The sequence below is a fragment of the Gordonia sp. ABKF26 genome (assembly GCF_041103195.1).
In the GTDB taxonomy this organism is placed as follows: Bacteria; Actinomycetota; Actinomycetes; order Mycobacteriales; family Mycobacteriaceae; genus Gordonia; species Gordonia terrae.
This window is the reverse complement of sequence record NZ_JBGCVZ010000003.1, coordinates 919,523-941,374: the sequence shown is the minus strand read 5'-3', so window position 1 is coordinate 941,374 and position 21,852 is coordinate 919,523. Positions and strand designations below refer to the sequence as shown.

Below are 21,852 nucleotides of genomic sequence, written 5' to 3'. Positions count from 1 at the left end.
CATGACCACCACACAGCCCACCCCCGGCACCCGGTCCGCAACCCGCGAACGTCCCGCGCGACGCACACCGACCTACGCAGTAGGTACCCGTCGTCACCTCGACGCCGACGAGATCGCGGCGACGGGCCTCCGGGACCGCTGGTACCCGATCCTCCCGTCGCGCATGCTCGAGCCCGGCGCGATGGTCCCGGTCCGCCGACTCGAGGTGGACTGGGTGCTGTTCCGCGACGCCCAGGGTCGGGTCCGCATGCTGGAGGACCGGTGCCCGCACCGCAGCGCTCCGTTGTCGGTCGGCCAACACCTCGGCGACCGCATCGCCTGCGCGTACCACGGTGTCCAGGTCGACGGCGAGGGCACGGTGGTGTCGGTGCCGGGCATGCCGGGATGTGCCCTGGAGGGCCGTCGGGCGACGGTGTCGCTCGAGGTGGTCGAGGCGGCCGACACGATCTTCGCCTTCCTGCCGCTGACCGCGGACTCGGTGCCGACCCCGTTCGTGTTGCCCGACCGGCTGTCCGATCCCGAGGTGTCCTGGTTCGGCAACTTCGCCGAGTGGGCGGGCCCGTGGCGGTTCTACATGGACAACGTCCTCGATCCCATGCACGGCGCGTTTCTGCACCGCAACTCCCATTCGATGTTCGGTGGCGACACCTCGGCTCGGTTCCGCATCCGGGAGACCGACCGCGGCTTCTTCTTCGAGAAGACCGACCAGCGCGGCGTGAACTTCGACTGGGTGGAGTTCGTCCGCGGATCGATGGACTACGTCGACCTCGAGATCCCGTACGGCCCCGGCGCCGGCCCCGGCGGTGTGTTCGGGATCGTCGGGATGAGCACGCCCATCGACCGGTCGACGTCGGCCATCTTCCATTGGCGCACCCGGCGGGTGAGCGGATGGGAACGTGAGACCTGGCGGTTCCTCTACCGCACGACGCTGGAGGCCAAGCACTGGGAGGTCCTCGAACAGGACCGGCTCGTCTTGGAGGCGCTCGCCGGTGACGCCGACCGTGAGGAGCACCTGTACCAGCACGATCTCGGGGTCTCCCGGATTCGACGGATCTATCGCGCCGACGCCGTCGCCCAGGCCGAGCAACTCCTCGCAGCGAACGCATGAGCACCGACGGGTCGATGCTGCTCACCGTGGTGCTGCGCCACGATCAGAGCCAGAACCTCGACCAGTTGCAGGGTCGGCTCGACGAGAACGACTGGTGGCACGGCTTTCCGCCCGAGGGATGCGAGGTCGTCTCCTGGGTCGTGGCCATGGGTATCGGTCAGATCGTCACCCTCCGCCTACCGGCGGACCGGCTGCCCGCGGTGAACGTCGAACTGGAACGCCGGGCGTGGGGCACCTTCGCCACCGACTTCTACCCGACGTACGACTTCCTGCCGGTCCGCGAACGACTGACGCGTGAGTCCGATGCGCGACGTTCGGCGGTGACCTCATGACCCGGGTCGGACACCCCGACGTCGCGGAGCCGCCCCGTCGGGACATGTTCAGCAACGCCCGCGTCGTCGGCGACCAGTTCTTCCTCTCGGGGATGCACGCCGGCGGGCCGGACGGTCCGGTGGGTGGCGACGACACCCACGCGCAGGCGGTCGAGACCTTCCGCCGCGTGCGCGCACTGACGGAGGCGTGCGGCGCTTCCGTCGACGACATCGTCGTGTTGCGCATCTACGTCACCGACATCGCCGACAAGGCAGCTGTCGGACGCGCCCGGAGCGCGGTTTTCTCCGGAGACTTCCCGTGTTCGACCCTCGTCGAGGTGTCGGCACTGGTCGAGCCTGGCCTCAGCGTCGAGGTCGAGGCACAGGGATTTCTCCCGAAGGCCGCGCCCGCGGCCGACTAGAATCACTCGAACCGGCGTCAGCCACGCCGACTACACCCCGAGGACGCCATCGTGAGCGGACCAACTCTCAACTCCAGCCCGAACAACTCAGCACCGGCCGTCGACAGACCCAACTGGCCGGTCCTGATCCTCGCCTTCATCGCCGTCGTGCTCGACGGCTACGACACCATCGCCCTCGGCCTCTCCGTGCCGGCGCTCAAGGAGGACTGGGGTGTCCCCGCCTCCCACTTCACCCCCGCCCTGTCGCTGACCAGCCTCGGTGTCGCCCTGGGTTACATCGCGGTCGGCCGACTCACCGCACGGTTCGGCTGCCGCAAGGTCATCCTCGCCGCGGTCGTCGTGTTCACGATCGGCAGTCTGCTGACGGCATGGGCCGGCAACATCGTCGAGCTGAGCGCGCTGCGCCTGATCACCGGCTTCGGTCTCGGCGCGGTCATGCCGGCGGCCGTGGCGCAGGCAACTGCCCTCAACCCCGCCCGGCACCGGCAGTCGATCGCGGTGTTCGTCACGATGGGCATCTCGATGGGTGCGCTCATCGCCGGACTGCTGGGTACTCGGCTGGTGTCGGCATACGGCTGGCCGTCGGTGTTCGTCGCGGGCGCCATCGCCTCTGCGGCCCTGTTCCCCTTCCTCTGGATGTGGCTGCCCGACGAGCGCACGCTGACCGGTGTGACCCCGGGCTCGGAGGCCCGCCACCACGCGGCCGTGGCCCGGTTGTTCGACCCCGAGGTGCGCGGTCGGACCCTGCTGCTCTGGGGCTTCGCCTTCATGGTGTTCTCGGTCTTCTACATCTTCTCGTCCTGGCTGCCCACCCTCCTGACGAGTTACGGCTTCAGCACGGGTCTGGCACCACTCGGGTCGGCGGCACTGGGCGTCGGCAGCATCGTCGGTGCGGGTGTGCTGATCCTCGGCGCGACCCGGTACCGGATGAGCTCGATCCTCGCCGGCACCACGGTGGCGGCCATCGTGTTCCTGATCCTGTCCGCGTTCCTCGGCGCCGACAAGGCGTTGCTGCTGCTGGTGTTCGGCGGCGTCGGGCTCGGACTGCAGGCCGGCATGATCGGGCAGGCCGCCGTGGCGGTGTCGATCTACCCGCAGGCCACCGCCGCGACGGGAGTCGGTTGGGCCTCCTCGATGGGTCGCCTCGGCTCGGTGGTCGGCCCGATCGTCGGCGGCGCCCTGATCGGACTCGGTCTGTCGACGAGCGCCATCGTGCTGATCGCGTGCGCCCCGGTCGCGGTGGCGCTGGCACTCGTCCTGCTGCTCCGCCGCACGGAATCAAAGGTGCCCGAAGATGCCGCCGCGACGGGACGGCTCGACGGCCCGGAAGCCGGGGACCGCACGACGGTCGGCGGACCGGCGATGACCAGCCAGACGATGAACGGCCACGCGATCGGCGGGCAGGCCTGACGCGTCGAACCCATTCGACGAGCGGTGCACCGGGTATCACCTCGGTGCACCGCTCGTCGTCCCACCCACGTCGTGACGGACCGGTCGCCGAACGCGATCAGCACGCGCGCGACCACAGCAGATAGCCGACCGCGAGCGCGAACACGCCGGGACCGAGACACACCAGGTGATCGCGGGTCACCGCCTCGTCGAGGTCGGCATCGGAGAGTCCGGCACTCACCGCGTTCTCACGCAGGATCAGACCGGAACGATCAGTGGGTATCGGGATCACGAACACTTGGACGTGTCGCGGCGCCCATCGGTTCCATCGGACTCGTGGCGGCCGATGATCCGTTGCACCCCAGCGCACGACGCCCCACCCAGGTGCCGACGCCGAGGATGCGCGCCGAGTAAGTGCTCGGGCCCGCGACCGGTGCGTGCGCCGCCCCTCCGCTCCCTGAGGAGCGCCCGGAGCTTGCGGAGGGCGCGTCACGAAGGGTCTCCCACGCATCTCACCAGGACCCTTCGTGACGCTCGCAAGCTCGCTCCTCAGGGAGCGAGGCGATGCTCGATAATCCGTTGCGCCCCACAGCACGACGCTGGCATAGTTCCCGTTCGGCACGAGGACCAGCAGACCGGAGCGGGATACCGCGAAGTGTTTCTGCGCGTCGGAATCCTCGTCCGCCTTCAGATGGCAAGGGATACCTCCCGAGCAGGTTCGAGTCCTGACACGGCACCGCTCCCGGGAGCACGGGCCCGGTCGGTTCTGCGGTCGTCGTCCGGGTCGTGCGCGACCCCGCGTCGCACCCCATCGGCCGGCCCGCCCGCGAGCGGTGTCGCCATCCGAATCCCCACACCCGACAAGCATTGCGACGCAACGGAAAGGAGGATCGCCATGCTGTTCCACAATCGAATCACCGTCCCACCGGGCCACACCGTGCTGGCCTACCGGGGTAGCGAGGTCCAGACGCTCCCCACCGGTCGCCACCGCGTGCGGAAGCCGGACGCCACGCTCAGCGTCGACCTGCGAGAGCGCCTGATCCAGGTCTCGCCGCAGGAGATCCTCACCGCCGACTCGATGGCCGTCCGTATCTCGATGACGTTGCGCGCCCGCGTGATCGACGCAGTCGCCTTCGTCGAACGAGCCTCCGATCCGATCGGCGCGGTCTACCTGGCCGCCCAGATCGCGCTGCGTGAGGTCTGCGCCGGCGTCGAGTCGGACGACCTCGTGCGTCGCGGCGACTCCGTCGACGTCGAGCCGATCCGCGTCGCAGCGGCCCGGGCCGCGGGCACCGTGGGCATGGACGTTCTCGAAGCGGTCGTCCGCGACGTCATCGTCCCGGCCGAGGTCCGCAGTGCCGCACTCGAGGTCATCACCGCCAAGACACGCGGTCTGGCCAAGCTCGAGGCGGCTCGCGCCGAGACCGCCGCGCTGCGTGCGCTGACCAACGCGGGCCGGTTGCTCGACGCCCACCCGGCACTGGCGCAGCTGCGCCTCGTCGAGTCGGTGCCATACGGCGCCCGCGTCGTGCTCAGCGTCGGGGGCGCCGAGGCGCCGCCGGACGACTGAGCTCCCGCGGCCTCGTTTCCGTCCCGCTTATCCGATCCAATCAGCGGGACGGAAACGGCGACGCGGGAGCGACATTGGTGGTCCGGAGAACACAAGGGCCCCGGCCGGAACGAATCCGGCCGGGGCCCTTGTTGTCTGCTGGTCACCCAGCGAAAGCCCTACTTCGCAGCGAGGTTCTCGTTGGTCAGCTTGGTGACACCCTGCTCGGCCTTCTCGACCAGCGAGGCCGGCGGCTCGAAGTGCTTGCCGTACTTGCCGGCAAGGTCCTTGGCACGCGCGACGAAGCCGGGCACGCCACCCTCGTAACCGTTGATGTACTGGATGACACCACCGGTCCACGCGGGGAACCCGATGCCGAAGATCGAACCGATGTTGGCGTCCTCGACCGAGGTGAGCACACCTTCGTCGAAGCACTTGACGGTCTCGAGCGACTCGGCGAAGAGCATGCGCTCCTTCATGTCCTCGAGCGGGATCTCCGTGGTGCCCGACTTGAAGTGCTCACGCAGGCCCGGCCAGAGCTGGGTGCGCTTGCCGTTCTCGTCGTAGTCGTAGAAGCCCTTGCCGTCCTTCTTGGCAGTGCGACCGTTGTCGACCATCCAGTCGACGACGGCGTTCGAGCCGTGCTGCGGGAAGTCCTTGCCCTCGGCCTTGGCCGCTGCCTCGGTCTCCTTGCGGATCTTCTGCGGCAGGGTCAGGGTCAGCTCGTCCATGAGCTGCAGCGGCGCGGCCGGGTAGCCGGCCTGGGTGCCCGCGTGCTCGATGAACGCCGGCTCGACGCCCTCGCCGACGGCCGCGATGGCCTCGTTGACGAAGGTGCCGATGACGCGGCTGGTGAAGAAGCCACGGCTGTCGTTGACGACGATCGGGGTCTTGCGGATCGCCAGCGTGTAGTCGATGACCTTGGCCAGCACGGCATCCGAGGTCTTCTCACCCTTGATGATCTCGACCAGCGGCATCTTGTCGACCGGCGAGAAGAAGTGGATTCCGATGAAGTCCTCGGACCGCTTCACACCCTCGGCGAGGATGGTGATCGGCAGGGTCGAGGTGTTGGAACCCAGGACGGCATCGGGCTCGACGATGTCCTCGATCTCCTGGAACACCTTGTGCTTGACCTCGACCGACTCGAAGGCGGCCTCGATGACGAGGTCGACACCCTTGAAGTCGGCGGCGTCGACGGTCGGGTGGATGCGGGCGAGGAGTGCGTCGCTCTTCTCCTGGGTGGTCTTGCCCTTGGCGAGAGCCTTCTCCTCGAGCTTCTCCGAGTACCCCTTGCCGCGCTTGGCAGCGTCGAGGTCGATGTCCTTGAGGACGACCTCGATGCCGGCCTTCGCCGACACGTAAGCGATTGCCGCGCCCATCATTCCGGCGCCGATGACGCCGACCTTCTTGGCGGTGAACTTGTCGTAACCCTCGGGGCGCGAGCCGCCGCCGTTGATGTGCTGCAGGTCGAAGAAGAACGCCTTGATCATGTTCTGCGCGACCTGACCGGTGACCAGCGAGACGAAGTAGCGGGTCTCGATGATGTCCGCGGTGTCGACGTCGACGTAGGCACCCTCGACCGCGGCGGCCAGGATGGCACGCGGCGCAGGCATGTTGGCGCCCTTGATCTGCTTGCGCAGCAGGGCCGGCAGCGCCGGGAGGTTGGCCGCGAACGCCGGGTTGGTGGGAGCACCGCCCGGGATCTTGTAACCCTTGACGTCGAACGGCTGCTGGGCCTCGGGGTTCTCCTTGATCCAGGCCTTGGCGGCGGGGATCAGTTCCTCGATCGAGCCGACGACCTCGTTGACCAGGCCGGTCTCCTTGGCCTTGGTCGGGTTGAAGCGCTGACCCTGGAGCAGAACACCCATGAGGGCGTTCTGGATACCGAGCAGACGGACGGTACGCACGACGCCACCGCCGCCGGGCAGCAGGCCGAGGGTGGCCTCGGGCAGACCGATCTGAACACCCTTGACATCCGCGGCGATGCGGTAGTGGGTGTGCAGCGCGATCTCCAGGCCGCCACCGAGTGCGGCGCCGTTGATCGCGGCGACGACCGGCTTGCCCAGGGTCTCGAGCCGACGCAGCACCTTCTTCATGCCGTTGGTCGTCTCGGTGATCTGCGTGGCGATCTCCTCCTTGGAGACACCCGTGCGATCGCTGGTCATGTCCTTCAGATCGCCACCGGCGAAGAAGGTCTTCTTCGCAGAGGTGAGCACGACACCGGTGATGTCGTCCTTCTCGGCCTCCAGGCGGTCGACGGTCGCGGCCATCGACTCCTGGTAGAGCGCGTTCATCGTGTTGGCGCCCTGGTTGGGGTCGTCCATGGTCAGGATGACGACGCCGTCGGCGTCCTTCTCCCAATTGATCATGTTGTCACTCATGGTGATTCGCAGAGTTCTTTCTCGTGAAGTGGTGGTCGCTGCCCCCCTGAGGAGCGAGCGAAGCGAGCCGTTCACTGCCCCCTGAGGAGCGAGCGAAGCGAGCCTCGAAGGGTCAGAGACGCTCGATGATGGTCGCGACGCCCATGCCGCCACCGATGCAGAGGGTGATCAGGCCGTAGCGGCCGCCGGTGCGCTCGAGCTCGTCGAGGCAGGTGCCGTAGATCATCGCGCCGGTTGCACCGAGCGGGTGACCCATGGCGATCGCGCCACCGTTCACGTTGACCTTCTCGTGCGGGATCTTCAGGTCCTTCATCCACTTCATGACGACGGAGGCGAAGGCCTCGTTCAGCTCGAACACGTCGATGTCGTCGACGGTCAGGCCGGCCTTCTTCAGCGCCAGCTCGGTGGCCGGGGTGGGGCCGGTGAGCATGATGGTGGGCTCGGAGCCGATCTCGGCGAAGGAGACGACGCGGGCACGCGGGGTGAGGCCGTTGCGCTTGCCTGCCTCTTCGCTGCCGATGAGCACGAGGCCCGATCCGTCGACGATGCCGGAGCTGTTACCACCGGTGTGGACGTGGTTGATCTTCTCGACGCTCGGGTACTTCTGCAGCGCGACGTCGTCGAAGCCGGCCATGTCGGCGAGGGCGGCGAAGGCGGCCTTCAGCTTGCCGAGGCTCTCGACGGTCGAGCCCGGGCGACGGTGCTCGTCGTGATCGAGGATCGTGACGCCGTTGATGTCCTTGACGGGCACCACGGACTTGGTGAAGTAGCCGCTGTTCCAGGCCTTTTCAGCGCGAGCCTGCGACTCGGCGGCGTAGGCGTCGACGTCCTCGCGCGAGAAGCCCTCGATGGTGGCGATCAGGTCGGCGCCGATGCCCTGCGGGACGATGTAGTGGTCGTATGCGGTGGCCGGATCGGTGAAGAGTGCGCCACCGTCGCTGCCCATGGGGACGCGCGACATCGACTCGACGCCACCGGCGAGAACCAGGTCGTCGAAGCCCGAGGCGACCTTGGCCGCGGCGAGGTTGGTGGCTTCCAGGCCCGAGGCGCAGAAGCGGTTGATCTGGGTGCCGGGGACGGTCTCGGGGAGACCGCTGTTGAGGGCGGCGGTGCGCGAGATGACCGCGCCCTGCTCGCCGACCGGGGAGACGACACCGAGGATGACGTCGTTGACGTCGGCCGGATCGAGGCCGCCGTGACGCGACAGGACCTCGTTGATGAGACCGGAGACCAGGTCGACCGGCTTCACGCTGTGCAGCGAACCGCCGCGCTGCTTGCCACGAGGCGTACGGATCGCCTCGTAGATGAATGCTTGATCAGGCACGAAAGTGTTCCTTTCACACGAACCACTGGTTGGTTACCCACCGAGGCTAACGCGGAATAACTTATTTGGCTATACCCGGTGGTCAAGAGGTCTGGCGTTCTGTCGAATGTGCGCTATGGTCTGTTCACCATGCCTGACCGGAAACCCACCTCTCGCACCCGGGGCGCCGACCGCAAACGACAGCTTGTCGACTCCGCGGCCGCGCTCTTCCTGCAGCGTGGGTATGCGCAGGTCTCGCTTGCCGACATCGCGCGCTCGGCCGGCGTCACCGCGCCGTCGGTGTACCGGCACTTCGACGACAAGCAGTCCCTGCTGGCGGCCGCGGTCCTGGCCGGTGTCGACGACCTCGAGTCCTGCACCGATCGGGCGCTCGCCGACGGCATCGACGCGAACTCGCTGATCTCGACGGTCTGCGACCTGGCCGTGCAGCGACCCCAGGCGGCGTCGTTGTGGCGATGGACCAGCAACTACCTCACCACCGAGCAGAACAAACTGGTCGCGGTTCGTACTCGCGAGGTGATCGGCCACTGGGCGTCGGCGCTCGCGGCCCGTCGGACGGATCTCTCCGAGCGCGAGGCCGTGCAGTTGGCATGGGCCGTGTTGAGCGTGAGCGGTAGCCTCACCGTGCATCACACCCGCATGTCCGGCGCGCGTGCCCGCGACGAGATCGAGAAGCTCATCCGACGGATTCTCGCCCTGAGCCCCGCTGCGGCACCGCCCTTCGCGACCTCGCCGACGGTCAGCTCCGTGCCGGGTTCGCGTCGCGACGAGATCCTCGACGCGGCAGCCGAACTGTTCGCCGACCGCGGGTACACCGACGTCGGCGTCGACGAGATCGGTGGAGCCGTCGGTATCGCGGGTCCCAGTGTCTACAAGCACTTCCCGTCGAAGCTCGCCATCCTCGTCGCGATCGGCCAGCGCAGCGGCGCCCGCCTGGAGGCCGGGGTGATGGCCGTGTACGGGGCGACGTCCGATCCTGCGAAACTCCTTGCCGGTCTGGTCGATTCCTACGTCGAGACCATCACGAGCACCCCGGATCTGTCGGTGAGCTTCAACAACTCCCCCGCGCTCGCCGGCCAGGCCAGCGCCACCGACCTCGTCGATGTCCAGCGCCGCTATGTGGCGCGCTGGGTGGATCTGCTCATGCAGGTCGACCCGGAGATCAAGCGCGATCAGGGTGCGGTCGCCGTGCACGCGGCACTCTCGATCGTCAACGACGCCGTGCGCATGCGACGCGGCTCGGAGAGTCCGCAGTTCGCCGCGCGGATGGCCTACCTCATGAAGGGCGTGCTCGCGCTCTGATCCGCGCCGACGGGTATGCGCCGGTTCCTTTCCCACGAACTGAACTTACTTCACTTTAGTTTTGCGGTCCACTCCGCCGTCGGGCGTTGACCCGGCGACAGACGCCTGGTGTACTGAACTGATATCAGTTTGTTGACCGATGCGATGGAGCCCTGATGAGCCACACAGACGACCTGTCGACGAAGCCGTGGCTCGTCGACAGCTCGGTCCCGGTGCTGCCCTCCGAGGAAGAGGAGGATCTGCGTGCGGCCATGCGCGATCTCCTCGGAACGGGCGACATCGACGAGGTGCGACGGGTTGCCGCCACCGCGCTCGGATACTCACCGGAGATGTGGTCCGCTCTGACCGGGTCGATGTCGGTGACAACCATGGCGGTACCGGAACCGGTCGGTCTCGGATACGGACTCGCCGAACTGTGCACGGTGATCGAGGAGTGCGGCCGGGCGCTGCGGCCCGAGCCGGTGGTCTTGTCGGCCGCGATCGGTGTCCACGCGCTACTCCTCGGATCCGGTGAGCAATCAGGCGAATTCCTCACCGGCGCTCTCGACGGCAGCCGGATCGTGACGACGACCTCGCTCACGCCGGAGTCCGACGACCTGACCGCCGCATCCAACGGTGAGCGGTGGCTCGTCACCGGGCGTGCACCGGCCGTCGCCTCCGGGGCCGCCGCCGACATCGTTCTCGTGACGGCCGAAACCGGCGCCGGCCGAATGCTCTTCGCGGTCCCCACCGACGACCACGTCGAGCGGACGTCGCTGGATTCCCTCGACCCGACCCGACCGATCACCGCTCTGCGCTTCGACGACGCATCGGCGATCGCGCTCACCGATCCCGACGAGACCCCCCGAGCCGTGGCGACCCTGCGCGACCGCGCCGTCATCGCCCTGGCGGCCGAGAACGTCGGGATCGCCGGCGCACTGGTGGACATGACGCTCGACCACACCAAGACCCGCAGGCAGTTCGGGCGGCAGATCGCGTCCTTTCAGGCGATCAAGCACCGACTCGCGGACATGTACGTCGACCTCGAACGGGCACGGTCGGCCGCCCGATACGCCGCCGCCCTCCACGACATCGATCCGGCCCGGGCCGGACTCGCCGCGGCGGTTGCCGGGGCGGTCTGCGGAGACGTCGTCGTCCGCGCGTCCACGGAGGCGATCCAGTTGCACGGCGGCATCGGATTCACGTGGGAGCACGCCGCGCACAACCACTATCGGCGTGCGCTCACCAACGAGACATTGTTCGGCGACACCGCTGCTCACCGACGGCGGATCGCGCAGATCCTCGCACTGCTCCCGTCCGCAGCTTGACCCGAGTTCAGCTCATTCGACGTATACTTCGGCAACGAACAGAAGGGGGTCACCATGCCAGTGGCTACGGAGGTGCGCGAGGACGGTCCCCGTTCCAAACGCGCGCGAATACTCACCGTCGCGATCGAGCAGTTCGGCAGAGTCGGTTACGAGCACACGAAGTGGGCCTCGGTCGCCGGCGAGGTCGGCATCGGCCAGACGGCGCTGTATCACTACTTCGAGTCGAAGGCGCACTGCCTGCTGACCATCATGCGGCTCGAACTCACCGACTCGGTCGAGCGATTCCGCGTGGGCACCGCCGGAATCCCCGACCCCGCACAAGCTCTCCGATCGGCCATCGACGCCTCGCTGCGCGGCGAGCCGATCGACGCCCTGCAGCGTCGAATCCTGCAGAATCACATGGACATCCTGAGCACCCCGCGTCAATCGGACAAGGAAGAGGCTGAACGTCTCCGGTCGCGGGAACTCGTCGCCGAGATCGAGAAGAACTGGGCCGACCTGATCAAACGCGGGATGGACGAGGGCAGCTTCGTCCAGGGCGACCCGGTGGTCTATTCCCGTCTCGTCCTCGGTGCCCTGGTGAGTGTGTGGCGCTGGTATCGCCCCGGCGGTCCGCTGTCGCTCGACGACCTCATCCGCACGGTCTCCGACTCGGCGATCCGGATGGTGACCGCGCCCTAGCGGCTTCTCAGACCGTGAACCGACCACCGTTGCTCAGCAGCACGGCCCCCACGACGTTCGCCGCGCCCGGGGACGCGAGGTAAAGGATCGAGTCGGCGAGTTCCGCCGCGGTCGCGTATCCCCGAGCAGGTCCCGACGCCATCGCGGCTCGCAGGTGGGCCGGGGTGCGCGCGGCCATCCCCGTGTCGACCGGACCCGGCGCCACCGTGTTGACCCGAATCCCGAAGGGCAGGACCTCTTTGGCGACCGACTGGGTCAGTGCATGCACGGCTGCCTTCGACGCCGAGTAGTGCGGGTAGCCGATCAATGTGTCGAATGCCGACGACGAACCGACGGTGACGACGGATCCGCCGCCCCGGCCCCGCATACTCCGGACCGACTCGCGCAGAACGTGAAACGTGCCGTCGAGGTTCACCGCCATCACCCTCCGCCACGCCTCGTCCGACAGTCGCGAGAGAACGTCGACGGGATCCCCCGATTCGGCGGCCTCCTGTATCCACGCCTTGCTCACCGGATCGTCGACGCCGGCGGCATGCACCACGACGTCGACCCGCCCGGTGTCGGCGATCACGGTGTCGAACACATCGGCCACCTGTACCGGATCGGCGACGTCGACGGCCACCGGGACCGCACCGGTGACGGATTCGGCAATTGTCCGCGCGCCGGTCTCGTCGAGATCGAGGACGTATACCCGACTCGCGCCCCGCCGGCCCAGCGCGTGGGCCGTTGCCGCGCCGATCCCCGACCCGGCGCCCGTCACGACCGCGATGGCACCCTGAAACTGACCGTCCACCAGCATCTCTCCTGAATTCGGGGAATCAGATCTCACAACCGGCGCGATAGCCCTCGGCGATGGCATGCCCGATACGGCGAGGGGTCACGCAGTCGCCGATGAGGTCGATCGTCTCGTCGGCGGCGTGGACCCCCAGGTCGAGTACCGGTTGCCGCGGCCCGTGCCAGACGATCAGGGACTCGTCGAGAGCCGTGGCCTCGCCGCCGAAGACCGGTTGCAGCAGTGGCGATCTCCCATCTGATCCGGCTACGACGGCGTGCGCCACCCGCAGCCGAACTCCGGCGTCACCGAGCCTGCTGAGCAGGGGACCGACGCTCTCGGCGGGCACCCGGGAACACAGCGCGGTGAGCGGAGTGGCGAGTGTGACCTGCCATCCGCGCAAAGCCAGTGCCTCGGCGGCGTTGTACGCCGGCCAGAAGCCGTCGCCGTCGTCGACGACGACCGCCTCGCCCGCCGAGATCCCCGCCGGATCGCCGATGATGACCTCGTCGACGGTCGCGGTCGGGTGTCCGTCCAGCCATTCCGGTGCGGGCGCCGTCCGAGAACCGGTCGCCACCACGACATGGTCTGCGATGGAACGGATCTCGGCGAAGTCGTCGGCGTCGATACCGGCGGCGAGGTTCACCTCGACCTTGAGTCGGCGCATCTCGTTGCCCAGGTAGTCGATGACATCGATCAATGTGCTGCGGTGCGGCGCGGCTGCCGCGACGCGCACCGATCCGCCCAGTGCGGTGTCCTTGTCGAAGACAGAAACGCGGTGCCCCCGTTCTGCAGCGACGCGCGCCGCCTCCAGTCCAGCCGGGCCACCGCCGATGACGTAGACGTCCTTGGTCACCGGCGCCCTGACCCCCGCCTGCCGATGCCGGCCACGGCCGACCTCCGCGTTCACCGCACAGTGCAGGTGTGGATCGAACGCCCGGCAGTCCTGGTTGACTCCGAGGCACCCGCGGATCTCGAGCAGTCGGTTCTCGGCCGACTTGTTCGGCAGTTCCGGGTCGGCGATCAGCGCGCGAGCCATGCCGACCAGGTCGGCATGGCCGTGCTTGACGATGTGCTCGGCAGTGGCCGCATCGCGAATCCGCTGTCCCACCAGTGTCGTCAGCCCCGTCACCGCACGCACACGGGAGGCGGAGGGAACCGCCACGGCATCGGGCTGGGTGGAGTCCTTCACATACGCACCTCGCGTGCCGTGGGTGATGCTCAGGTAGTCGATGCCCAGCCCGGCGTAGAACTCGGCGATGGGCAGGCAGTCCTCGATCGTCATACCGCCGGGGATCTCTTCTTCCCCGCTGAGCCGGACGCCGAGGATCTTGCCCGCAGGCATGGCCGAGCGCATCGCCTCCACTATCATCCGTCCGAAGCGCATGCGGTTGTCGAATGATCCACCGAAGCAGTCGCTCCGACGGTTCGTCAGCGGAGACATGAACTGTGCGACCAGGTATCCGTGCGCGGCGTGGACCTCGAGGCCGTCCACCCCCGCGGCGATCAGGTTCTCCGTGGACACCCGCCAGCCCTCGACGATGTCCTCGATCTCGCCGATGGTGAGCTCATGCGGTGGGTAGGCGTCGCGGACCGTCTTGACGGGCGACGGCGCTACCGGGGGTGAGTCGGACTCACCACCGATGAACTCCCGCCCGAGGTGGACCAGCTGGGTGACCAGCCGAGAGCCGTGACGGTGTACCGCCTTGACCTTCTCTGCGGTCGCGGGGATGACGGCCTCCTGGTAGGCCTCCACCAGCTTTCGCGAGCGAAGCGTCGTGGTCGGATGGACGACGGTCGCCCCGCCGACGATCATCCCGACGCCGCCCGCGGCAAGCCGCTCGAAATGCTCGACGTCACCGTGGCCGGGAATCCCCTCCTGCACCAGGCTGGTGCCGGCGGGCAGCGCCACCAGGCGGTTCTTGAGTGTGGTGCCCCCCAGTGCGAGCGGACTGAACAGTTCCGGGAACGGGGTGGTCTGCGACGTCACGGCATGAACTGCTCGCGCCAGTCCTGCTGGAATCGCGAGACCGAGTCCGCCGTCAGGGTGTTGGTGTCGGGCAGCGGTATGTCCTGCGCCCGCGCGACCGCCCCGGGGATGTTCGGCAGAGCTGATCCATATCCCGTGGACAGCGCCGTCTGCCCCTTCTCGGTCACCAGAAAGTCGGCGAGAACCTGGGCGGCGTTCGGATGCGGCGCCGACGTGAGCACGTGGCTGTACCACGGGGTCCCCCAAGCCGGTTGCGGCAGAACCCAACCCACCGGAGCGCCGGCCGCCTGCTCCCGGACCAGTGGCTGCACCATCGGTGTCGCCGCGATCTCGCCGGAGTTCAGCGCCTGCGCGACACCGAGCGCACTCGGATAGACGCGCGGCTGCAGCGCCGCGAGGCGGCTGTTGAAGTCGGGAGACCAGTTCTCGTCGAAGAACCGGTACTCGTCGACCACGGCCGCGAATCCAGCCGGGTTGACGACCCCGATCTTCCCGCGCAGCGACTCCGTCAGCAGGTCGTCCGGTGTCCGCAGACCTCCCGGCAGTGCGGTGGTGTTCCACCCGAGGGCGAAGACAGCAGCGCTCACCAGGAAGAACCGATCGTCGAGGACACTGCGATCGCGTTCGTAGGCAGGAGCATCGAAGGCGGGGCCCACGACCGGCATCGAGTACGTGCCCGATTCGGCGGCGGTGGTGATCCAGGCCGGATCGGACGTCATGTGCACGTCCGCCGTGCCCTTGCCCGTCCGGTTCTCGGTCTCCACGCGAGGATTGATCTCGACGTCGGTCCCTCGGACGAAATCCAGCGTGATGCCCGGGTATTCGGCCTCGAAGGCGGTCTTCAGTTTCGCAAGGTTGTCGGGGTGTTGCGTCGAGTAGAGGAAGACGCTGCCCTCGTCCTCGGCGGCCGCAACCACCTCGGACCAGTCACCCTCGACCGGGCCGGTGGGGGCCGACGACGAGCCACACGCGGCGATCGCCATCGATACGACGGCCGCCATCGTCGTTCCGACCAGTGTCTTCACGCGCATGTCCAACCACCGTCCACGAACAATTCGGTCCCGGTCACGTAGCGGGCATCGTCCCCGGCGAGGAATGCCACTGCGGCAGCGACATCCGCAGCCTCACCCAGTCGCCCCATCGGAGTGTTCGCCACCATCGCCGCGTACCTCTCCGTGCCCTCGTACCTTTGCCGGAGCTGCTCGGTGCCGATGAACCCCGGGTGCACGGAGTTGACGCGAACGCCCCGCTTCGCCCAGTGGAGCGCGGCGTTCTTCGTCATGGTCGCCACCGCACCCTTTGCGGCCGCATAGGCCACGCTGTTTCCCAGTCCGCCAACGCTTCCGAGGATGGAGCAGAGGTTGACGATCGACCCACCGCCGGAACTCTCGATCAGTGCACCAGCGTGCTTCATACCGAGCCATGTGCCGGTCTGACTGATGTCGACAACCCGCCGGTAGTTGTCGAGTGTCTCGTCGACGACGCTACCGAGACTGCCGATGGCCCCGTTGTTCACGAGGATGTCGAGGGTGCCGAAGCGTTCACCCGCCTCGGCCACCACTCTCTCCCAACCGGATTCGTCGGCGATGTCCAGGTCGGCGATCGCGTGCCGGTCCGGGTCGCCGAGGCCGTCCCTCAGTTCGTCCCCGGGTGTACCGGGAACGTCGGTGATCATCACCGCGGCCCCCTCGTCGGCGAGTCGGCGGACGATCTCGACGCCGATCCCGCCCGAGGCGCCGGTCACCAGCGCCACCTTGCCCGCCAGGCGTGACGTGCCCACGCTCATCTGGATGTGTCTCCGTTCCTAGAGATTGCTCAGGACGTTGCGGCCACCGACGACCATCGCGGCACCAACCCCGACCGTGGTCACCGCGGTCATCAGCAGAGCCATCGCGGCGACCTGCGGGTACGAGCCGTTCTGCCACATGTCGTAGAGCAGCGTGCCCATCACCTGCGTCGTCGACGCCCGGACCAGCAAGGAGGCGGCGAACTCGTGGGTCAACAGAATGAACATCAGCGCGACCGCCGAGAGGATCGCAGGGCGCATGAGCGGCAACATGATCCGGAGGTTCGTCACCATCGGTGACGCACCGCTCGTGGCCGATGCTTCGGTGTAGGCATTGCCCAGTGAGAGCATCGCGGTCATCTGCATGCGGGTGGCGAACGGCAACATGAGCACCACATAGACCAGGACGATCACGGTACGGGTGCCGTACAGGATCAGCGGCGGTTCGGTGTAGGTCAACAGGAATCCGACGCCGAAGATGACGGCGGGGATACCCAACGGCAGCGCGGTGATCAGGTCACCGGTCAGGGACAGGACCCGGAAGCGCCTGCCCCGCACCAGGAGATTGGCCATGATGTAACCGATCGGCACACAGATCAGCACCGCGCCGAACGAGGTCACCACGCTGGTCACCACGGATTCGATCACCGCCGTGGTGGCGAAGAGCTCGCGGAAATTGTCCAGTGTGAACAGACTCCATGACAACGCGCCCGACCAGTAGGGGGTCAGCGACACGATGATGAGTCCGACCAGCGGGATCACCAGGGCGACCAGGGCGTAGATCACCAGTGTCGCCGTCGCCCAGCGCGCACGGCCGCCACTCGGCGCGAAGGCCTTGCCCCCGTGGGTCACGAATCGGTTCTGGTTGCCCAGCAACAGCTTCTGGATGAGGACGACCGCGATCCCGAGGATCACCAGCGGAGAGCCGGCCGCGGCGGCGGCAGCGAAGTCCGATGGGGATTCCGACACACGCCGGTACATGTCGGTCGTCAGGACGTTGACGCCGGTGTTCTGGCCGAGCAACAGCGGGCCGGTGAACTGGCCCAGCCCGAGCAGCAGAGCGATCCCGCCGCCGTAGATGAGGGACGGGCGGAGCAGCGGCAACACGACCCGGAAGAAGACACCGATCGTCGACGATCCGCTGACCTGCGCCGCCTCGAGGTGCTCGGAACTGATGTTCTGCATCCCCGCGCTGACGAAGAGGTAGACGAAGGAGGTCAAGCCGAAGCCGGTGAGGATGATGATCCACGGCACGGTGTAGACGTCGATCGGACCGCTGTCGCTCCCACTCCACCATGGCAGCTTGCGCAACAGGACGTTGAGATACCCGGGGCCCGGTGACAGCAGGAACGCCCAGCCGACGATGTTGGCCACCGCGGGCATGACGATCGGCAGGATGGGCACGATCTTCAGGAACCCCATCCGGGCCGGCAACCGGCTGGCCGCGAAGGCCAGCAGGGTCCCGAGCACCATGGCGATCACGAGCGAACCGATCGCCAGCGCGATCGTGGTCCGGATCGTCTCACCGATGTCGAATCGCCCGTATTGGCTCTGATACCCCTGTGCACCGTTCTCGAAGGCGAGTGCCTGCAGCCTGATCATCGGCAGCACGACGAGGTAGGCGAGCAGCGCGAGGAGCGCCAAGTAGCCGATCCGCGCACGCCAGTGGGCGGGAATCGTGAACGAACGCATCGACTCCGGCGCCATCGGCCCGGCCGGGACGGTCGCGGTCATGATGGCGACCCCGCGCGTTCTGCCTCGATCACCGGCGCGTCGTTCCGCCCGGTGGCACTCGTCTTGGCCGAGTTCGACACCCGGTCGACGGTCGCGCCGGCCTCGTCGGCGAACACCCGCAGCGCCGACGGCGCGAAACTCACGATCATCTTCTCACCCGGTCGGCTCTTCTTCAGGGTGCTGCCGTGTTCACCGGCCGGTGTGCGCAACATGAGCGTGTCCTCACCGCTGCGAACGGTCACGTCGTAGTAGCGACCGCCGTATTCGTGGTCGACGAGTTCGGTGTGCAACACCACGTTTCCGGAGGGGACCTCGTTCTCGCCGACATGCAGCAGCAGATCGTCAGGCCGCAGACGGGCCACCGCTTCGGTCCCGCGGTCGGGTACGCCCCGGACGACGGCGCGCGACAGATCGACGGCGTCGCCCTTCGTCGTCTCCCAGCCACGCTGCCCACGACGCAGTTCGATGCGGTTCGACATGCCGATGAACGCCGCCACGTACTCCGACACCGGGAACTCGAAGACCTGGTCGGGTTCGTCGTACTGTTCGATCTTGCCCGCCTTCATGATCGCGATCCGGTCACCGAGGGCGAACGCCTCGGACTGATCGTGGGTGACGAAGACCGCCGTGAAGCCCAGTTGCCGGTGCAGTTGATGGATCTGCGAGCGCACTTGATCACGAAGCCGCGCATCGAGATTGGACAGCGGCTCGTCGAACAGCACCAGGTCGGGCCGAGAGACCAGACCGCGGGCGACGGCGACTCGTTGCTGCTGTCCGCCGGAGAGCTGCGACGGGTAGCGATCGAGGAGACCCTCACAGTCGACCATGCGAGCCGCCTCGTCGACCGAGCCGTCCCGCAACGCGTCACGCATCTTGCGGACCTTCAGCGGGTAGCCGATGTTCTTGCGTACGGTCATGTGCGGCCAGAGGGCGTACGACTGGAAGACCATCCCGATGTTGCGCTTGTGCGCAGGAACATTCAGTTTGCGCTCGGCATCGAAGACCACCTGGTCCTTGAAGCTGATGGTACCGCCCTGCGGCGTCTCCAGGCCGGCCAGACAACGCAGCGTCGTGGTCTTGCCGCACCCGCTCGGTCCGAGCAGGACCAGGAACTCGCCGTCCTCGATGGGCAGATCCAGATCGTCCACGACGGTGTTGTCACCGTATTTCTTGACCAGTCCGGATACCGCGAAATGTGATGTCACGTCAGACTCTCCGCATTCTTCTTCGGGGTGCGGACGCCGGCCCCGGTGCCGCCGTCCACGAGCAGGTCCACGCCGGTGATGTAGCTGCTGCGCGGATCAGCCAGGAACCGGATCACCTCGGCGACCTCGGTGGGCGATCCGCGTCGTTGCATCGGGATGCTGCGCACGTAGCTGTCCACGTCGTCGGACGCGAAGTCCGGCACCGCGGTGATCTCGGTCTCGATGCTGCCGGGGCACACGTCGTTCACGCGGATTCCTTTGTCGGCGAGTTCGATCGCCGCGACCCGGGTCAGCGCCCGCACACCGAACTTCGACGCTCCATAGGCGCCGAGTTCCGCGGTGGCGAGCACGCCGCGCAGCGAGGAGATGTTCACCACCGCGCCGCCGGGCCGCATGTGTCGGGCCGCGGCGCGCACGCCGAGGAACGTCCCGACCAGATTGAGTTCGAGCATGTGCCGGAAGCCGTCGAGTGTGGTCTCGGCGAGCGGCGCCTTGATGGCTGCGCCCGCCGAGTTGACGAGGATCTGCAACGGCGCCCCGTCGGCCGCCATATCGGCCACGACGGCTTCCCAGGCGTCCTCGTCGCGGACGTCGAGCACCCGGAAGCGTTCGGCGGCACCGTACTCCGCGGCCGATGCGACCCCGGTCACCGAGTCGACGTCCGTCGGGTAGACGCGGGCCCCGTGCTGGGCGAGCAGCGCCGCCGTCGCCGCGCCGATACCCTTCGCGGCACCGGTGACGAGGACACCCGCGCCGTGGAAGTCGTCGGCCGAGGTCACGGCTGGAACTCCTTGGCCCAGTCCTGTGAGTACTCACGGACCTTGTCCGGAGTGAGGTCGGCCGTCTGGGGCAGCGCGATGTCCTGGGCGCGGGCGACGGCGCCGGGGATGTCGGGGAGCACGGCGGCGTACCCGGAGTTGAGCGCCACCTGTCCCTCTCGACTGATCATGAAGTCGACGAGCACCTGCGCCGCGTTGGGGTGCGGTGCGACCGACAGCGCCTGGGTGTACCACGGTGTGCCCCAGGGCGTTTCCGGGAGACTCCAGTTGACGGGGGCCCCGGCCTCGACCTCGGTGACGAGGGGTTGCACGGACGGTGTCACCGAGATCTCACCCGAGGTGAGTGCCTGCGCCACGCCCAGCGCGCTCGGGTACACCCGCGGCTGGAGTTCGGCGATCTGCTGCCAGTAGTCCTCGCCGTAGGTCCTCGCATAGTAGCGGTACATGTCGACATACGACGCGATTCCGGTCGGGTTGACGACGCCGATCTTGCCCCGGTACGCGGGATCGATGATGTCCTGCGGTGACTTCAGACCACCGGGGACGGCATTCGTGTTCCACCCCAGGCCGAACACGGCGGCGCTGGTGAGTGCGAACTTGTCGGCGATCACGCTCTTGTCGCGGTCGTAGTCGGGCGCGTCGAGGGCCGGACCCACGAGATCGGTGGAGTAGGTACCCGATTCGGCGGCGGTGTCGATCCACGCCGCGTCGGTGAGCATGTGAACGTCGGCGATGCCCTTACCGGTCTTGTTCTCCGTCTCGACCTTCGGGTTGATGTCCGGGTCGGTACCGCGGACGAACTCGAGGGTGATCTCGGGGTACTTCTGCGTGAAGGCGGTCTTGAGCGCTTCGAGGTTCGCCGGCTTCTGGCTCGAGTACAGCATGACGCTGCCCTCTTCCTTGGCCGCCGCGACGACGTCCTCCCAGGTTCCGTCGACGGGTCCACTCGAGCCGGAGCCACCCCCACCACAGGCCGCGAGCACGGTGGCCGCCGCCGCGGCGATGGCCACCGCCGTCATTCTCTTCAGGCTCTTCATCTCTCACATACCTTTCGTGCGGCCGTCGGCCGTGGAATCGGTGGTGGCTCGCCGACCGGCGATCTGGTTCAGCAGATCGGCGAGCTGTTCGGGGATCGACACCATCGGCATGTGCCCGGAGTCGAGGTGCGCGACGTCGCCGCCGACAAGGGCGGCCGACCGTTCTTGGAGATCAGGTGTGTAGCAGTGGTCGTCGGTCAGGCGGATGTAGGTGCGGGCGACCGGCGCGGTCAGGCCACCGAGGTCGACGGGCTCCTCGAGCAGCGCCGCCGAGTCGTCGACGACCTGCTCGGCGGTCCACGCCGTCTGGGACGCATCCATGTCGTTGCAGAGCATCGCCTCTACCGCGGCCCGGTCCTGGTGATAGATGCCGTCACCGATGGATGCCCGAACCGCTTCTCGGACGCCCGGATCGATCTGATCGAGAACGCGGGTGCCATCCGGCGGAACGACGGCCGAGAGGAAGACGACCGCTCGCAGCCGTGGCGCGAGGACCGGCATGACCCTGGGCACCGACACACCGGCGAACGAATGCGCGACGAGGACGATCTCGTCGTCGAGCCCGGCGGTGTCGACGTCGTCCAGGATGGCCTGGGCGCAGTCGCCGAGGGTCACCCCGCGCAGGTCGATGTCAGCTCGCCGGCCGCGGCCGGGGAGATCGACGGCAACCGCCGGTCCGTCGAGTAACGGGACGAGGCGGTCCCAGCACGAACTCCCCATCCCCGCTCCATGAACCAGGACGACACTCATGTGAACCCCTCCGGACCGAACTGAA

20 protein-coding genes are annotated in these 21,852 nt (G+C 67.6%); 8 read left to right on the top strand and 12 right to left on the bottom strand.

The genetic code is table 11. The annotated features are described in order from the left end of the window. The first annotated feature begins 1 nt into the window (after window position 1). The 4 genes from AB4Z55_RS04860 to AB4Z55_RS04845 are packed head-to-tail and all read left to right on the top strand — an operon-like array spanning window position 2 to window position 3,251. Window positions 2-1,108 (top strand): Rieske 2Fe-2S domain-containing protein, encoded by a 1,107-nt coding sequence (locus tag AB4Z55_RS04860; protein ID WP_369519265.1) that lies wholly within the window; start codon window positions 2-4, stop codon window positions 1,106-1,108. After that, entirely contained in the window at window positions 1,105-1,440 is a 336-nt protein-coding gene (locus AB4Z55_RS04855; RefSeq protein WP_004018953.1) for a hypothetical protein, read from the top strand. The genes AB4Z55_RS04860 and AB4Z55_RS04855 overlap by 4 nt, the downstream gene beginning before the upstream one ends. Beyond that, entirely contained in the window at window positions 1,437-1,841 is a 405-nt protein-coding gene (locus AB4Z55_RS04850; protein WP_064570455.1) for a RidA family protein, read from the top strand. Before AB4Z55_RS04855 ends, AB4Z55_RS04850 begins: the two co-directional genes overlap by 4 nt. A 51-nt stretch (window positions 1,842-1,892) precedes the next feature. Then, window positions 1,893-3,251: an MFS transporter gene (locus tag AB4Z55_RS04845; protein WP_004018956.1), complete on the top strand. Its 1,359-nt coding sequence runs from the start codon at window positions 1,893-1,895 to the stop codon at window positions 3,249-3,251. Window positions 3,252-3,348: 97 nt separating this feature from the next. On the opposite strand, the gene AB4Z55_RS04840 is transcribed toward AB4Z55_RS04845, so the two are convergent. Further along, window positions 3,349-3,522 carry a hypothetical protein gene (locus tag AB4Z55_RS04840; RefSeq protein ID WP_369519264.1) on the bottom strand — a complete coding sequence of 58 codons (174 nt, stop codon included), beginning with the start codon at window positions 3,520-3,522 and terminating at the stop codon, window positions 3,349-3,351. Window positions 3,523-4,125: 603 nt separating this feature from the next. Here AB4Z55_RS04840 and AB4Z55_RS04835 point away from each other — a divergent pair. After that, on the top strand, window positions 4,126-4,800 hold the full coding sequence (locus tag AB4Z55_RS04835; RefSeq protein ID WP_369519263.1) for a slipin family protein: 675 nt from the start codon (window positions 4,126-4,128) through the stop codon (window positions 4,798-4,800). A 158-nt stretch (window positions 4,801-4,958) separates the two neighbouring features. On the opposite strand, the gene AB4Z55_RS04830 is transcribed toward AB4Z55_RS04835, so the two are convergent. Together AB4Z55_RS04830 and AB4Z55_RS04825 are read right to left on the bottom strand one after the other, a co-directional pair. Continuing rightward, window positions 4,959-7,160 (bottom strand): 3-hydroxyacyl-CoA dehydrogenase NAD-binding domain-containing protein, encoded by a 2,202-nt coding sequence (locus tag AB4Z55_RS04830; protein ID WP_064570457.1) that lies wholly within the window; start codon window positions 7,158-7,160, stop codon window positions 4,959-4,961. Window positions 7,161-7,272: 112 nt separating this feature from the next. Then, window positions 7,273-8,484, bottom strand: a complete 1,212-nt coding sequence (locus AB4Z55_RS04825; protein ID WP_004018964.1) for an acetyl-CoA C-acetyltransferase — start codon at window positions 8,482-8,484, stop codon at window positions 7,273-7,275. A 129-nt stretch (window positions 8,485-8,613) separates the two neighbouring features. Between AB4Z55_RS04825 and AB4Z55_RS04820 the strand changes: the two genes are divergently transcribed. The 3 genes from AB4Z55_RS04820 (at window position 8,614) to AB4Z55_RS04810 (ending at window position 11,774) form a co-directional block, all read left to right on the top strand. Further along, window positions 8,614-9,786 (top strand): TetR/AcrR family transcriptional regulator, encoded by a 1,173-nt coding sequence (locus AB4Z55_RS04820; protein ID WP_248643924.1) that lies wholly within the window; start codon window positions 8,614-8,616, stop codon window positions 9,784-9,786. 155 nt (window positions 9,787-9,941) lie between these two features. Continuing rightward, window positions 9,942-11,093 (top strand): acyl-CoA dehydrogenase family protein, encoded by a 1,152-nt coding sequence (locus AB4Z55_RS04815; protein ID WP_369519262.1) that lies wholly within the window; start codon window positions 9,942-9,944, stop codon window positions 11,091-11,093. Window positions 11,094-11,147: 54 nt separating this feature from the next. Further along, entirely contained in the window at window positions 11,148-11,774 is a 627-nt protein-coding gene (locus AB4Z55_RS04810) for a TetR/AcrR family transcriptional regulator (protein WP_064570458.1), read from the top strand. Between the two features lie 7 nt (window positions 11,775-11,781). Here AB4Z55_RS04810 and AB4Z55_RS04805 read toward each other — a convergent pair whose 3' ends face one another. From AB4Z55_RS04805 to AB4Z55_RS04765, 9 genes are read right to left on the bottom strand one after another with little or no spacing between them, the layout of a single operon-like run. Next, window positions 11,782-12,573: an SDR family NAD(P)-dependent oxidoreductase gene (locus AB4Z55_RS04805; RefSeq protein ID WP_308219779.1), complete on the bottom strand. Its 792-nt coding sequence runs from the start codon at window positions 12,571-12,573 to the stop codon at window positions 11,782-11,784. Between the two features lie 19 nt (window positions 12,574-12,592). Further along, complete coding sequence (locus tag AB4Z55_RS04800; RefSeq protein ID WP_369519261.1) at window positions 12,593-14,536, bottom strand: FAD-dependent oxidoreductase; 1,944 nt, start codon at window positions 14,534-14,536, stop codon at window positions 12,593-12,595. Beyond that, on the bottom strand, window positions 14,533-15,567 hold the full coding sequence (locus AB4Z55_RS04795) for an ABC transporter substrate-binding protein (protein WP_064570460.1): 1,035 nt from the start codon (window positions 15,565-15,567) through the stop codon (window positions 14,533-14,535). The genes AB4Z55_RS04800 and AB4Z55_RS04795 overlap by 4 nt, the downstream gene beginning before the upstream one ends. Then, entirely contained in the window at window positions 15,558-16,322 is a 765-nt protein-coding gene (locus tag AB4Z55_RS04790; RefSeq protein WP_239402309.1) for an SDR family NAD(P)-dependent oxidoreductase, read from the bottom strand. The genes AB4Z55_RS04795 and AB4Z55_RS04790 overlap by 10 nt, the downstream gene beginning before the upstream one ends. Window positions 16,323-16,340: 18 nt before the next feature. After that, window positions 16,341-18,014 (bottom strand): iron ABC transporter permease, encoded by a 1,674-nt coding sequence (locus AB4Z55_RS04785; protein ID WP_156524263.1) that lies wholly within the window; start codon window positions 18,012-18,014, stop codon window positions 16,341-16,343. A gap of 38 nt (window positions 18,015-18,052) precedes the next feature. Further along, entirely contained in the window at window positions 18,053-19,261 is a 1,209-nt protein-coding gene (locus AB4Z55_RS04780) for an ABC transporter ATP-binding protein (protein ID WP_369519260.1), read from the bottom strand. Beyond that, window positions 19,258-20,040, bottom strand: a complete 783-nt coding sequence (locus AB4Z55_RS04775; protein WP_354561866.1) for an SDR family oxidoreductase — start codon at window positions 20,038-20,040, stop codon at window positions 19,258-19,260. Before AB4Z55_RS04775 ends, AB4Z55_RS04780 begins: the two co-directional genes overlap by 4 nt. Further along, a complete protein-coding gene (locus tag AB4Z55_RS04770; protein ID WP_064570464.1) occupies window positions 20,037-21,077 on the bottom strand; it encodes an ABC transporter substrate-binding protein in 1,041 nt (346 codons plus the stop codon). Before AB4Z55_RS04770 ends, AB4Z55_RS04775 begins: the two co-directional genes overlap by 4 nt. A gap of 3 nt (window positions 21,078-21,080) precedes the next feature. Continuing rightward, window positions 21,081-21,827 (bottom strand): alpha/beta fold hydrolase, encoded by a 747-nt coding sequence (locus AB4Z55_RS04765; protein ID WP_064570465.1) that lies wholly within the window; start codon window positions 21,825-21,827, stop codon window positions 21,081-21,083. Between the last annotated feature and the right edge of the window lie 25 nt (window positions 21,828-21,852).

Coding starts and splice junctions, on each gene's coding strand:
- AB4Z55_RS04810 (WP_064570458.1), top strand. CDS start 11,148: ATGCCAGTGGCTACGGAGGTGCGCGAGGACGGTCCCCGTTCCAAACGC.
- AB4Z55_RS04855 (WP_004018953.1), top strand. CDS start 1,105: ATGAGCACCGACGGGTCGATGCTGCTCACCGTGGTGCTGCGCCACGAT.
- AB4Z55_RS04820 (WP_248643924.1), top strand. CDS start 8,614: ATGCCTGACCGGAAACCCACCTCTCGCACCCGGGGCGCCGACCGCAAA.
- AB4Z55_RS04850 (WP_064570455.1), top strand. CDS start 1,437: ATGACCCGGGTCGGACACCCCGACGTCGCGGAGCCGCCCCGTCGGGAC.
- AB4Z55_RS04805 (WP_308219779.1), bottom strand. CDS start 12,573: ATGCTGGTGGACGGTCAGTTTCAGGGTGCCATCGCGGTCGTGACGGGC.
- AB4Z55_RS04795 (WP_064570460.1), bottom strand. CDS start 15,567: ATGCGCGTGAAGACACTGGTCGGAACGACGATGGCGGCCGTCGTATCG.
- AB4Z55_RS04835 (WP_369519263.1), top strand. CDS start 4,126: ATGCTGTTCCACAATCGAATCACCGTCCCACCGGGCCACACCGTGCTG.
- AB4Z55_RS04860 (WP_369519265.1), top strand. CDS start 2: ATGACCACCACACAGCCCACCCCCGGCACCCGGTCCGCAACCCGCGAA.
- AB4Z55_RS04790 (WP_239402309.1), bottom strand. CDS start 16,322: ATGAGCGTGGGCACGTCACGCCTGGCGGGCAAGGTGGCGCTGGTGACC.
- AB4Z55_RS04785 (WP_156524263.1), bottom strand. CDS start 18,014: ATGCGTTCGTTCACGATTCCCGCCCACTGGCGTGCGCGGATCGGCTAC.
- AB4Z55_RS04815 (WP_369519262.1), top strand. CDS start 9,942: ATGAGCCACACAGACGACCTGTCGACGAAGCCGTGGCTCGTCGACAGC.
- AB4Z55_RS04770 (WP_064570464.1), bottom strand. CDS start 21,077: ATGAAGAGCCTGAAGAGAATGACGGCGGTGGCCATCGCCGCGGCGGCG.
- AB4Z55_RS04765 (WP_064570465.1), bottom strand. CDS start 21,827: ATGAGTGTCGTCCTGGTTCATGGAGCGGGGATGGGGAGTTCGTGCTGG.
- AB4Z55_RS04830 (WP_064570457.1), bottom strand. CDS start 7,160: ATGAGTGACAACATGATCAATTGGGAGAAGGACGCCGACGGCGTCGTC.